The organism is Pseudomonas sp. EL_65y_Pfl2_R95 (assembly GCF_963971045.1).
Lineage (GTDB): Bacteria > Pseudomonadota > Gammaproteobacteria > Pseudomonadales > Pseudomonadaceae > Aquipseudomonas.
The window spans coordinates 176735-188600 of record NZ_CAXAOV010000001.1; the positions used below are offsets into that span (position 1 = coordinate 176735).

Genomic DNA, 11866 nt, shown 5'->3' on the forward strand with positions numbered 1-11866 from the left:
ATCAGCCCTCTGCCACAGCGACGTGCAGTGCCTGTCGCAACGCCTGGGCGTCGAGGTCCTGGCCGATTAAAACCAGGCGAGTGCATGGGGTTTCATCCGCGTTCCAGCGGCGATCAAAGTAGGCATCGAAGCGCTGGCCAACGCCTTGCACAACCAAGCGCATGGGTTTGTCTTTAAGCGCGACAAAACCCTTGATACGAAACAAGCTGTGCTGCTCAACCAATTCATGCAGCACGCTGAGCAAGCGCTCGCGATCAACCAACGGCAAATCTACCACCAGTGAGTCAAACTGGTCGTGGTCATGATCGTGCTCATCACCGTCGCCGTGGTCGTGGTGGCTCTGACGAGAATCAATGGTGTTTTCCGATGCGTTGCCCAGCCCCAGAATCAGGTCAAGCTCAAGGCGACCCTGGTCACTGACAATCAGCTTGACCTGTGCAGGAACCTCCGCCCGCACCAGTGCTTCAACGCGCGCCAATGCCGCTGCGTCGGCCAGATCAGTTTTGCTCAGCACCACCAGGTCGGCGGCCAGCAATTGATCTTCAAACAGCTCGTGCAGCGGCGACTCGTGATCCAGGTTCGGGTCAGCCCGACGCTGCTCATCAACGGCTTTGGGGTTAGCCGCAAACTGGCCGGCTGCAGTCGCAGGCACATCAACCAAGGTGACGACCGCATCGACCGTGCATGCATTCTTGATTTCTGGCCAGTTAAACGCCTGAACCAAAGGTTTTGGCAGAGCCAAGCCGCTGGTTTCGATGATGATGTGATCGATCTGATCACGGCGTTCAATCAACTCCCGCATCACCGGATAGAACTCCTCCTGCACCGTGCAGCAGACACAGCCGTTGGACAGTTCATACAGCTGCCCCGTGCTCTCGATCCCCTCCTCATCACAGCCAATGCCGCAGCCACGCAGGATGTCGCCATCAATGCCCAGCTCGCCAAATTCATTGACAATCACAGCAATGCGCCGGCCATTCGCGTTGTCCAGAATATGGCGTAGCAGCGTCGTTTTACCGCTACCGAGAAAGCCGGTAACGATGGTGACGGGGATCTTGGCGGACATAACAAACACTCCAATAAATCAGTTTTCGAGCACGGGAATCCGCGCAATGAATTTACCCTTGATACCGGCCGGCCAACTGCGAAACGGCACTTGGCCGGTTTCTGAACGTTGATACTCACGGGCGTAATCCAGCAGTGCAGCTGCAGCCTCGGGCTCCGGGCTGAACCCCCCGAGGACGTAGGTGATTTTGCCGGGCGCTCGCAGCACGCCTGCACAGTGGCGCTGGCAAACCATCAGACAACGCGTGCGCTGAACACTAAGCGCGTCGCTTGCACACAGCTGGCGTTGCACCTCACGCACAAAGCGTTCACCCGGGCGCTCGGCCTCGGGTTCGGCGGCGTCATAACCGCAGGTCTCGCACAGCGTTAAAGTGACGGTCATAGATGTTCCTCATCGGGGCGACAGGCCCAGGGCAAGACAAACGCTTGCTGCTCATGCTCGCCGAGCATTGCTTGCACGCGGTAAACCTGCTGGAGGTTTTTCGGTGTAAGCACCTGTCTCGGCGTGCCGAACGCGACCACGCAACCTTGGTCAAGCAGTAGCAATCGATCGCAAAAGCGGCTGGCCAACGTCAGGTCGTGAAGCACAACCAGCGCACTGCGCCCTTGGGTGCATTGACGGCGCAAAAGCGCCATGACATTGAGTTGGTGAAAGGGATCAAGCGCGGCCACTGGTTCATCGGCAAGCAACAACGAGCTGCCGACTGCAAGTGCACGAGCAAGACGCGCACGGGCCCGCTCGCCGCCGGATAATTGATCGAAGCGCCGCTCGACCAAATCGCTCAAGCCCATCTGATTGATGGCCGCTGCGACGGCCTCCGCGTCAGCCGCACTTGAGCGCTGCCAGGGTGAACGGTGCGGCAGGCGCCCCAGCGCAATGTAATCGCGCAAATACAGTGGCCAGCCGCCGCTGTCGCCCTGTCCCAAATAGGCCAGACGCAGTGCCCGTTGACGCGAAGTCAATTTATTCAAGGCGGCTGCATCCAGTTCAATCGTCCCGGTATAGGGATGTAAATGAGCAATGGCTTTAAGCAAGGTACTCTTACCTGCACCATTAGGGCCGATAACCCCCAACAGTTCGCCCGCCGCCAGCTCCAGTGACAAATCCCAAAGCAGGTTCCGACCGTCAATCGCAACGTTCAATTGCGCAATACGTAAGCCACTCATGCGTTCACCAGCCGCTGGCGCAGCACCAACATCAAAAAGAACGGTGCGCCCAATAACGCAGTGACAACACCGAGCATTAATTCCTGCTCGCCACTGATCAAACGCAACAAAATGTCCGCTGCCAACAGCAATACCGCGCCGCCGATGGCGCTGCTCAGCAAGAGGCGTGAAGGGTGATAACCGACCCATTTGCGCAGCAGATGTGGCACCACTAAGCCGATAAATCCAATAGCCCCGGTGACCGCCACGCTGGCACCCACGCAGAGCGCAGTACCCAAGATTATTTGCCCACGCAAACGCGGCAGGCTGACGCCGAGGCTGCTGGCTTCATCCTCGCCCAAAGTCAACGCATCAAGCTGCGGACCACAAGCGAGCAACAACAGCACCCCGGCGGCGATAAAGGGCAAGCACAGCTGAATATCGGCAAAGCTGCGGTCACTCAACGAGCCCATCAGCCACAGGACGATGTCTTGCATATCGGTTGGATTGGGCGCCAGGCTGATGGCCAGCGAGGTCAATGCCGAGCACAGCGCAGAAAGCCCAATGCCCGCGAGAATCAATGTCAGGTTACTCGCCCGGCGCCGGGCAATCAGATACAAAATCAAGGTAGCCAATGCAGCGCAGCCCATTGCAGCCACAGGCAGCAGCCACGGGTTCAATGCACTCAGCCCGTAGTACAAACAAACTACTGCCCCCAAACTGGCGCTGGAACTTACCCCTAGCAAGCCTGGCTCTGCCAAGGGATTGCGCAATAGACCTTGCAGCGCTGCACCTGAGACGCCTAAGGACATACCGACCAGAATCGCCAGAATGACCCGTGGCAAGCGAATCTGCTTGACGATAATCTGTTGCTGCACGGCCACATCTGTCAGATCACGACTGCCGGTAGCCTGGTTCAATAAACCACGGGCAACGTCATCCAGCCCCAGCGGCACCGCCCCAATGGTCAACGACAACAAAAACAACAATCCGAGTACGGCCAGTAGCACTGCATTCAAGCGGCTCACTGTGGGGACTGCTCAAGCAAACTTAGCGCATCCATTTGCTCCGCAAGCTGTTCAGCGCTGTAGACCAACTGCCAGTCACTGCACCCCCAGCGGTTGCCCTCAACTCGCAACAGCGGACGGCTGGCCGTTAATTGCTGGATAAATGGATGGCGCGAAAAGGCTGACTTGGCATAACCCTTGTCGATTGGCATATCCGCAGTGACGAAGACATCAGGAGGCTGACGCACCAAATCTTCTATGTTGAAACGGCCCCAGCCGCTACGGCCTAATGCCGCTTGATGATTGACCACGCCGACAGCCTGAAACACTGTATCGACGTAGGTATCGCGTCCGGCGCTGCCGCCATTGGGACGCAGGTATAGCGCGCTAAGCGGACGCGGCTGTTGTTTGAGGCGATCAAGTCGCGCCTGCACATCAGCAAGCAGGGCTTCCCCCTCCTCGACCCGGCCCAGTTTGGCGGCAACCAAGCGCGTGCTGGCAAAGATTTCTGCCCACGTCGTCGGGTACGGCACCACCAGCACTTCAATACCATATTCGCGTAAGAGCGCGGCCTGGTTGTGACTCTGCCAACGCCGTGAGGCGAGCACCAGATCTGGGTGCAAGGCTATGATTTCTTCACTGCTGGCGTGATTAATCGGCACCTGTTGGGCCTGCGCGGCCATTGCAGATAGCTGCGGATCACGACTCTTGCTCGACACCGATAACAGTTGCTCAGGCGCAGCCAGGCGCAATGCCAACATATCGGCGCACTGGTTTGTAGAGACCACACGAGGCAATTGAGCTGCCAATGCCGGCAGGCAAAACAAGCCCATCAAGCCAAGCAAGGCGCGCATCAGAAATCGATACCCATTTGCGCGCGCACGCCTTGCTTGTAGGCATGTTTAACGTCGCGGATTTCGCTGACAGTATCGGCCAGCTCAACCAGTTCAGGCTTAGCTGCACGCCCGGTAACAATTACGCTTTGCATCGGCGGGCGCGCACGAATGGCTTGCAACACCAACTCAGTATCGAGGTAATTGTATTTGAGCATATAGGTCAGCTCGTCTAGCACCACCAGATTCAAGCTGTCGTCCTGCAGCATTTTGGCAGCGTGCGCCCATGCCTCATCGGCAGCTGCTTTATCCTGATCCCAGTCTTGAGTGTTCCAGGTAAAGCCCGTCGCCATTGCGTGATAGTCAACCAATGGCGCGTGCTGACGTAGGTAAGTGATTTCGCCCGACGCCTGAGTGCCCTTGATGAACTGCACCACACCGGCGCGATGACCATAACCCAGCGCACGGTACAAGGTGCCGAAGGCGGATGTGGTCTTGCCCTTACCGTTGCCGGTGATAAGGATAACGATCCCGCGCTCCTCTTGAGCACGTTCAATACCCGCATCGACCACAGCTTTCTTGCGCAGCATGCGCTCATTGTGGCTGCGCTTTTTGTCTTCATCGATCACTTGCCGACACTCCTGGAATCGGGAAATGCACGCGCGATAAAGCGCACGCAGCTCAAAGGAGCGCAGCAACAGGGTATGGCAGGACGTGGCTATGCCAAGACCTGATGACGACTGGAAATAGGTGTCTGCTAAGACAATCTACAGCATCGGCAAACCCACACCCCGGGGTACGCACCTCTTTTCGATCAGGCCGGTCTTCTGGCTCGCCATCATTCGCTAATCGCACCTTCCCGGTTACCCAGTGGTATATCGCGATTGCGTTAGGCTCTACAGCAGCGGGGGCTGCGCCGGAATACGCGGTGGATATATCCACGCGGTCACCGGACTTCCCGTTTCACCCGTTGCGCGGTTGCGCTCGGGGCACCTGTTCGATGCCACGCAGAGTACCCGAGTCGCCCATGCAGGGCAACCGCGCACTACCGCGCAGCCCATGAATATGAGCCCAGTATTACGGGGCAAAAACAGGAGAGTATGCACCCGGGTCAGCCCGCGTTCTGGCGGGCTCGATGCCTGATCAAACAGACTGAAAAGGCATCGATAACGACTCGCCCAACTGCCTAAACAGTCAAACTAGGCAGGTTGGTGCAGGCGCACATTGAACGCTGGGCCGCGACTGGAATTAGCAAACGCTTTAGCCGCCGCCAATACGCCCAGATCGATCAAAGGCTCAACGATGATGACGGTCATATACGCCAGACCAAAAGTTGCGACGTTAGCCAGGTTCTCCATGCTAAAACCATGGCCATAGAACGCCCAAAACGCTACCCACATCACGATGCCGCCCTGATAAGCCGTCGACAATGCAAGCACCTGGCTGTAACGGGTATCGACGTAGGCCGTGCTCGCCGGAATGATGCGCTGCGCCAAGGCATTAATGGCCCACAAAGGCACCAACAGCGTTGTCACATTCATACCGTATTGCGGCAGGTCGAAGGGGGCGAAAAACAGTCCCTGGATCAGCAGGCCTGCGGCCAAGCCAATTGCCGACGCCCCTGCTCCAAACACCAATAACAGCGTGGAGCCGAGAATCAGATGGACCTCTGAAACGCCCACTGCATGGTGAGGCAGGACCTCAAAGAAACAGAATACCAATGCAGTGGTAATCAGGCTGCGCAACACTAATGCTGCAATGCCTCCGTTATTGCGGATGCTATCAACGGCCATTTTGGCAGCGAGGCCAAAGCCGCCTACCGCTGTCGCATAACTGAGAAAGATTTTAGCGCCGTCAACGACACCCGGTTCGATATGCATTATGAATCCTCCATCGCACCCACCGCGCGATAAATATGAGTGAATGACCGGCAAAACGCGGTCTCGATGACAGGTTTCCTGACTTGCGCGTCATCGTTCTACCCACCTTCCCAGCATTGCCAGTGGTATCCGGGTATCACTCTTCGCTTACAGTTGCGGAGGCAGTTGAGGAATCAAGCCGTAAAGCTTTCACCCCATTCCCTTTTTCATTTAGGCCCGCCCACAAACGGCGGCCTAAAACCATCGGCGGCTACTTTACTGTTGAACCCCTCAATGGGGACAGATTTATTTTTAGCGAACTGACAGTAGCGATAGCTCACTCAGGCTATATGACTGATTGCCGCTCTTCCCCGGGCTAGACCTCTTAAAGACTATCCGCCAGCGTACATAGAACGACCCTAACCCTGCATCAGCCCTTAACTGTGGGATCAAGTGATGGCGTAAATCTAACTGCCTGCCTGAAACTAGAATTATTTGAATAATTTTGAGCTTATTGGTAATACTTGCCATTCGCTTGATTCTTACCGCGCCATTTTCGGGCAGCGAGCTATTTTAATGTTGGCTTGGGGGCTGTTTATGAAAGCTTTAGGTGACGTTGTTCTGCTGACTGCTGCACTAATGCTGTCTTCAACCGCAGCGGCTGATGTTTTAAGTTTGAAGGCCGAAAACGATATCTTTTCCGGCGGTAAGGACGGTCATTACACCAATGGCTTGGAAGGTGTTTTAACCTTTGAACCAGAGGCTGATCATTGGACGCGCGATATAGCCAACCTGATTCCGGGCTGGACCTCACAAGACTTGGGCTATGCCGCTTATCGCTTTGGTCATCAGATATATACACCCGAAGATATCGAACAGACTGATTTGCAAAAAGACGACCGTCCCTATGCGGGCCTGTTCTATGGCGGCCTGACACTTATGTCGATAGAACAGTTGGCCAGCCACCGTGAAACCAGCACTTTTAGTCTCGATATTGGTTTGGTGGGACAAGGTGCTGGCGGCGAAAAGATCCAGCGCGAAGTGCACAAAATCACCGGCAGCGACTCACCGGAAGGCTGGGACAACCAACTGACAAATGAACCCTTCGTCAACCTGGGTTATGAAAAACGCTGGTGGCTGCAATCTCAGCTTGGCGGACTCGAAATGGAGTACGGCCCAAGCGTCGGTGGCGCCTTGGGTAATCTGTACACTTACCTGTCAACTGGAGGGGGTGTGCGTTTAGGCCAGGGCCTATCACGCAGTATCAGCCAAGCCAGCCCAACCCCGGATTTAGGTGATGTGCAGTTTTTCAACCCCGACGGCGGGTTTGGCTGGTTTGTTTACGCCAACCTGGAAGGCCGCTACGTGGCGCACAACATGTTGCTCGACGGCAACACCTTTCACGACAGCCACTCGGTTGACCGTGAAGACCTAGTTGGAGATGCGCAACTGGGTCTGACGCTGATGTGGGATCGCTGGCAACTGTCTGCCGCAAACATCTGGCGCACCCGAGAATTCAAGGGTCAGAATGAACCCGATCAGTTCGGCTTGCTGTCACTTTCTACCTGGTTATAAACCGGACTATGCGCTGTGGACGCAAGTGCCACAGCGCCAGATACAGCATCTGGTTTTAACGCCACACCCATCACCAGCTGAAGCAACCTCAGCCCTGCTGCACCTCGATTGACTCCAGATACGCCACCAATGCCCGCGGGATCTCCCGATGCAGCACCAGGCTACGCAACTCGTCATCGTATTCAGCAATAAGATCTACCACCAAACCGACCGGCAAACCAAGCAAGGTAGCGGTGTAGGCGCGCCTGTCAGCATCAGTGGCTGAGGGTAAACGCAAGGTCAAAATGCGCAGGCACAGCGCCTGAATCAATGGATGGATCGGCGTGTCAGTTGGTGATTTCCCGGCGACTCGATCCAGGCGCATAAGCTGAAGCACTACAGGGTTACGCGATACATAATCCAGAAAAGGGATGATCAAACGCCCGATCAGTTGCTCAGCGCTATCAGTGCGCCATACCTCATCACCGGTGCTATCAATTGCAGCCAAGACTTCAGCCATAGCACGTTCATGCCGCTCATATGAGGCCACTAACACATTCTGCTTGTCGCAAAAGAAGTGATAAAGCGACCCTACGGAAGTCTGCGCTTCTGCAGCCAATTTGTGCATGGTAATGGCACCGTCTCCACTGGCGACCAACAACCGCTCAAAGGCGTCAATGATCAGATTGACCCGATGCTCGCCCCGACTCTGACTTGGCTGGCGTCGCTTCTTTGCACACGCTTGCCCAGCGACTTCAACTTTCTGAGACATAGTGGCCAGGGTTCCGAGGTTTGATGGGCAGGCTATCACGTGCAGCTTGAGCTTATGTAACGGCTACACGCTTGGCTTACGCGAATTACAGGCACCTGATCCAACTATAGGCCAACGGTTCAATGACGTACTGCCCGCTTGATGTTGGCCTAACCGATTTCGGCTGCACCTGATACAGAGCGGCGTATCGAAGCGCTCGATTTTTGCGAGCTGTCATGAGTCGTGGGCAGGCTGTTGCTGGTTTGCTCCAGCCTGAGGCGATGCAGAAACCACCCTTGGGAATGCCGCAGGCAACAAAAGATTGCGAGGCTAGCTCTGTTACTGTTTTCAGCTGTCTGGCCATCTCAAGCATGGCGCTACCCAAAAGCGTCCCGTCGATGTCAGGTTGGGCAGCTTCGCTGGCCATGGTTCAGGTCTTGTTTGTAGTTATGACTGAGCAGGGTTGCCTTACCGTCGTGCCAGGTCAGGGTCAGGACATAGAGCGAATCATAATCGTCGCCAGCCCAGTCATTGAGAACCACTTGTTTTTTACCCACTGCCTCACTGGCCACAGTATTGATCAGCTCAGGCAGGTAACCGCTTGACCAAGCGGTGTAGACAGTGGCATTGCGGTATTTATCTTCCTGCAACTCGTCAGCTAAATCGCTGGTGTCATTGGCCCCAAAATCGATATTTACCGGCAGACCAAGTTTGATGGCGCTTGGGCTGATGGTCATCAGCGGTCTGATGTAGCTATAGGCATCACCCTCGCTACCCTCTTCAACGTGCCGCGAAGGGTTGGCCGCAAACACATAATCAGCCTTGCCGAATTTTTCCGGCAGCAAGACCGACAAATCCAAAGCACGATTAAGACCTTGGCAGTTGAGCTGTCCAAGGCCTTCTCCAGGTTTTTCAGCATGACGCAGAAACACCAAAGTCTGGGTGCCGTCTACAGGCGCGGCGCGGCCTTCAACAGCCACAGCCCCCAGCAGCGTGACACCGCCGAGAAGCGCTAACGAATAAAGGGCAACGCGATGGCGCTTCAACAGCGTGGAAAGGATCATTAAACAGGCTCTTTACGGGAAAATGGCGCTCGACCAAGCTAGCAATGTGTTCAGACACGCCACTGCATCTTGATCGGAGCGTTGGACTACCCCAAGCTCAATTGGGTTCCTTACGCGATTTTTACCCAGGAAAAAGCCGCCTTTCGGCGGCTGTTATTCCCTCACGCTAGCTGACTAAACGACATCTGATTATCAGCTTGAACCGGAACCCACTTGCTGAGCCATCCAGGGGTTGGATTTTGCTGCGTCACCGCCCCCACTGATTGCCACCTCTGATCGCTCTTTTGTGCGCTGAACGTCTTTTCCTGTATGCCCTCGCGCAGGAATCATATCTAAATGCCTCCTGGGCTTTTCAACTGCCGCATTGCCGCTGTCATGAGTGATTTTGCCTTACTCAGATGCCACTAAACCAGTTGTAGCCTTGATCTTCCCAATACCCGCCCGGATTGTCATTACTGACGAAGATCTCGACAATATGTTTTGGGTTTTTAAAGCCTAGTTTGGTCGGTACCCGGACCCGCAGCGGATAGCCGTACTCCGGTGGTAACGCGACTTCTCCGTAATCCAGTGCCAGGAGGGTTTGTGGATGCAATGCGGTCGGCATGTCGAGGCTCGAGTAATACCGGTCCGCACACTTGAAGCCGACAAACTTGGCCGTGGTATCAGCACCAATATGTTCCAGAAAGTTTTTCAGTGGTACGCCGCCCCATTGACCGATAGCGCTCCAACCTTCAACGCAAATCAAGCGCGTAATATCAGTGCGTTGCGGCAGCTTGCGTAAACCTTCAAGCGTCCACGGCATCTTATCCCGCACCAGCCCGGAAACAGCGAGCGAGTAATCGGCCAGGTCCACGTCGGGGATATCGTCTTCGCCGTAAAAGGCATTGAAGGGAAATGGCGTGGTCATTTGCGCCTTGGCGTAGGTCGGCGCTAGTTTTTGGCCACTGAACAGCCAGGCCTGAACCCGGTCGTTCCAGCGGGACATGGCCCACAGCACCTTGTCCACTTGGTCGCCGTCCTGCAGATTACAACCCGTGAGCATGGCCATCGCGCCGACAGTCAAACCACCGCGCAGGAAGTTGCGGCGTTGGATGCTTTCGAGCTGAAGCTGTTGTGCCGGCTCAAGTTTAATGCGCGCAATCGCGCTTTTTTTGGGCTCAATCATGGTCGTGTACACCGCCGGTGATCATGGGCAACAAGGTTTTCGGCACAAGCAGCACCAACACCAGATGGACGACAACAAAGGCGCCGATGACCGTCATCGCGGCAAAGTGCACATAACGAGCAAAGTCATAGCCGCCCAATAGCCCCACCAGTTCTTGCAACTGAACGGGTTTCCAGATGGCCAGCCCTGAGATCACCACCAACACTCCTGCTGCCAACACCAGCCAATACATCAAGCGTTGCACGGCGTTATAAACGCCGGTGTTATGCACCAGTCGAAACCGCAATGCAGCGGTCAGATCATGCTTAACCGCCTGCATGCTGATGGGCAAAAAATCACGTTTGAAGTGGCGACTGATCAGCCCGTAAAGCACATAGAGCAAGCCGTTGATAAACAGCAACCACATAAACGCAAAGTGCCAGGCCAGGGCGCCGCCAAGCCAACCGCCGACCGTCAACTGGCCTGGGAACCTGAAGTCGAAGAGCGGCGAAGCGTTGTAAATAGCCCAACCACTCATAAACATACAGACCATGCAGGCGGCGTTGATCCAATGCGTGAGGCGCACGGGCCAGGGATGGATGGTTTTTTTACTCATGGATTTCCCTACTTCGCAAATAATGCAAAGGTTGCAGCCCTCATCAAAACTCGCTGCAACCTTCAACGGCGATTACATAGGCGGCTGGAAGCCATCTTTGCCAACGGCAACACCGCGTGCGGTTTTGCCATCTTCAGCCGGGAAAACAACAATTTTCGCGCCCTTGATCAACTCTTCAACTTTGCCGGGCTCTACGTAAGCAATCGGCACATCATCCGGCACAACCAGCTGCTTCTCGCCACCTTTGTAATTGACAGTCAGGGTGCGACCATTGGCTTTCGACAGTTTGCCCACGGTGCCGTTGGTCATGGTGCCGGTGCTGCCATCCGCGTTTTCCCAGCCGTAATGACCTTCGCCGCTGCCCTTGAGGCTGGCCTCGAATACGGTGACTTCCAGCGCTTTAAGGCTGCCGTCAGCCTGTGGAATGGCGGCCGAGCCGACGAAGCTGTCGGCTTTAATCGAATCAAGGTCAGCCTTTGATACCCGCTTGTAGCCGGTCTTGTCGGTCAAACCCACGGTCTGTTGTGCGCCCGCACGGTTGGTGAAGGTCAGGGTGTTATTGCTGACAGCTTCGACAGTACCGCGCAGTGGCTTGACCACTGGCATATCAGCTGCAGTGGCCATGACCGCCGCACTGAGCATCAGCATACCGAACGTGGTGGACAGAGCATTCTTGAGCTTCATTAGGATGATTCCTCAGGGGTTTATGTGCCCCCATCCTCGACCTCTGACCGGCACCTCAGGATGACCGCGGGATTACATTTTTGTCATTCAGCGCTCTGCATTGATGAATGACAAAAATGTAACCAACGCCGCGCTCGCATATA

The 11866-nt window shown here is 55.5% G+C and carries 13 protein-coding genes and 2 riboswitches; of the genes, 1 reads left to right on the top strand and 12 read right to left on the bottom strand.

Annotation, left to right across the window (positions count from 1 at the left end):
• Window position 1 precedes the first annotated feature (1 nt).
• The 7 genes from cobW to AACY09_RS00845 all read right to left on the bottom strand — a co-directional run bounded on the left by cobW (window position 2) and on the right by AACY09_RS00845 (window position 5931).
• Complete coding sequence (gene cobW / locus AACY09_RS00815; protein ID WP_339485506.1) at window positions 2-1066, bottom strand: cobalamin biosynthesis protein CobW; 1065 nt, start codon at window positions 1064-1066, stop codon at window positions 2-4.
• A gap of 18 nt (window positions 1067-1084) precedes the next feature.
• The gene (locus AACY09_RS00820) at window positions 1085-1447 is read right to left on the bottom strand and encodes a DUF1636 domain-containing protein (RefSeq protein WP_339485507.1); all 363 of its coding nucleotides are present in this window, start codon (window positions 1445-1447) and stop codon (window positions 1085-1087) included.
• Entirely contained in the window at window positions 1444-2232 is a 789-nt protein-coding gene (locus AACY09_RS00825; protein ID WP_339485508.1) for an ABC transporter ATP-binding protein, read from the bottom strand. Before AACY09_RS00825 ends, AACY09_RS00820 begins: the two co-directional genes overlap by 4 nt.
• Window positions 2229-3239, bottom strand: coding sequence for a FecCD family ABC transporter permease (locus tag AACY09_RS00830; protein WP_339485509.1), 1011 nt, complete (start codon window positions 3237-3239; stop codon window positions 2229-2231). Before AACY09_RS00830 ends, AACY09_RS00825 begins: the two co-directional genes overlap by 4 nt.
• Window positions 3236-4072 carry an ABC transporter substrate-binding protein gene (locus AACY09_RS00835; protein WP_339485510.1) on the bottom strand — a complete coding sequence of 279 codons (837 nt, stop codon included), beginning with the start codon at window positions 4070-4072 and terminating at the stop codon, window positions 3236-3238. The genes AACY09_RS00830 and AACY09_RS00835 overlap by 4 nt, the downstream gene beginning before the upstream one ends.
• Window positions 4072-4677 (bottom strand): cob(I)yrinic acid a,c-diamide adenosyltransferase, encoded by a 606-nt coding sequence (gene cobO / locus AACY09_RS00840; RefSeq protein WP_339487042.1) that lies wholly within the window; start codon window positions 4675-4677, stop codon window positions 4072-4074. The genes AACY09_RS00835 and cobO overlap by 1 nt, the downstream gene beginning before the upstream one ends.
• Window positions 4678-4851: 174 nt before the next feature.
• Window positions 4852-5063: riboswitch (cobalamin riboswitch) on the bottom strand.
• Window positions 5064-5250: 187 nt separating this feature from the next.
• Window positions 5251-5931, bottom strand: a complete 681-nt coding sequence (locus AACY09_RS00845; protein ID WP_339485511.1) for an energy-coupling factor ABC transporter permease — start codon at window positions 5929-5931, stop codon at window positions 5251-5253.
• A 51-nt stretch (window positions 5932-5982) separates the two neighbouring features.
• A riboswitch (cobalamin riboswitch) is annotated at window positions 5983-6191 on the bottom strand.
• A 316-nt stretch (window positions 6192-6507) separates the two neighbouring features.
• Here AACY09_RS00845 and AACY09_RS00850 point away from each other — a divergent pair.
• Window positions 6508-7485, top strand: coding sequence for a lipid A deacylase LpxR family protein (locus AACY09_RS00850; protein ID WP_339485512.1), 978 nt, complete (start codon window positions 6508-6510; stop codon window positions 7483-7485).
• Between the two features lie 88 nt (window positions 7486-7573).
• Here the strand turns inward: AACY09_RS00850 and AACY09_RS00855 are convergent, their stop codons facing one another.
• The 5 genes from AACY09_RS00855 to AACY09_RS00875 all read right to left on the bottom strand — a co-directional run bounded on the left by AACY09_RS00855 (window position 7574) and on the right by AACY09_RS00875 (window position 11723).
• Window positions 7574-8236 carry a TetR/AcrR family transcriptional regulator gene (locus AACY09_RS00855; RefSeq protein WP_339485514.1) on the bottom strand — a complete coding sequence of 221 codons (663 nt, stop codon included), beginning with the start codon at window positions 8234-8236 and terminating at the stop codon, window positions 7574-7576.
• A gap of 380 nt (window positions 8237-8616) precedes the next feature.
• Window positions 8617-9279 carry a histidine phosphatase family protein gene (locus AACY09_RS00860; RefSeq protein ID WP_339485516.1) on the bottom strand — a complete coding sequence of 221 codons (663 nt, stop codon included), beginning with the start codon at window positions 9277-9279 and terminating at the stop codon, window positions 8617-8619.
• A 394-nt stretch (window positions 9280-9673) separates the two neighbouring features.
• Complete coding sequence (locus AACY09_RS00865) at window positions 9674-10444, bottom strand: molybdopterin-dependent oxidoreductase (protein WP_339485517.1); 771 nt, start codon at window positions 10442-10444, stop codon at window positions 9674-9676.
• A complete protein-coding gene (locus AACY09_RS00870; protein WP_339485518.1) occupies window positions 10437-11039 on the bottom strand; it encodes a cytochrome b/b6 domain-containing protein in 603 nt (200 codons plus the stop codon). Before AACY09_RS00870 ends, AACY09_RS00865 begins: the two co-directional genes overlap by 8 nt.
• A gap of 72 nt (window positions 11040-11111) precedes the next feature.
• Window positions 11112-11723, bottom strand: a complete 612-nt coding sequence (locus AACY09_RS00875) for a hypothetical protein (protein ID WP_339485519.1) — start codon at window positions 11721-11723, stop codon at window positions 11112-11114.
• Between the last annotated feature and the right edge of the window lie 143 nt (window positions 11724-11866).

Excerpts from the sequence above, each read along its gene's own strand:
- cobW (WP_339485506.1), bottom strand. The coding sequence starts at position 1,066 with ATGTCCGCCAAGATCCCCGTCACCATCGTTACCGGCTTTCTCGGTAGC.
- AACY09_RS00820 (WP_339485507.1), bottom strand. The coding sequence starts at position 1,447 with ATGACCGTCACTTTAACGCTGTGCGAGACCTGCGGTTATGACGCCGCC.
- AACY09_RS00825 (WP_339485508.1), bottom strand. The coding sequence starts at position 2,232 with ATGAGTGGCTTACGTATTGCGCAATTGAACGTTGCGATTGACGGTCGG.
- AACY09_RS00835 (WP_339485510.1), bottom strand. The coding sequence starts at position 4,072 with ATGCGCGCCTTGCTTGGCTTGATGGGCTTGTTTTGCCTGCCGGCATTG.
- AACY09_RS00845 (WP_339485511.1), bottom strand. The coding sequence starts at position 5,931 with ATGCATATCGAACCGGGTGTCGTTGACGGCGCTAAAATCTTTCTCAGT.
- AACY09_RS00850 (WP_339485512.1), top strand. The coding sequence starts at position 6,508 with ATGAAAGCTTTAGGTGACGTTGTTCTGCTGACTGCTGCACTAATGCTG.
- AACY09_RS00855 (WP_339485514.1), bottom strand. The coding sequence starts at position 8,236 with ATGTCTCAGAAAGTTGAAGTCGCTGGGCAAGCGTGTGCAAAGAAGCGA.
- AACY09_RS00860 (WP_339485516.1), bottom strand. The coding sequence starts at position 9,279 with ATGATCCTTTCCACGCTGTTGAAGCGCCATCGCGTTGCCCTTTATTCG.
- AACY09_RS00865 (WP_339485517.1), bottom strand. The coding sequence starts at position 10,444 with ATGATTGAGCCCAAAAAAAGCGCGATTGCGCGCATTAAACTTGAGCCG.
- AACY09_RS00870 (WP_339485518.1), bottom strand. The coding sequence starts at position 11,039 with ATGAGTAAAAAAACCATCCATCCCTGGCCCGTGCGCCTCACGCATTGG.
- AACY09_RS00875 (WP_339485519.1), bottom strand. The coding sequence starts at position 11,723 with ATGAAGCTCAAGAATGCTCTGTCCACCACGTTCGGTATGCTGATGCTC.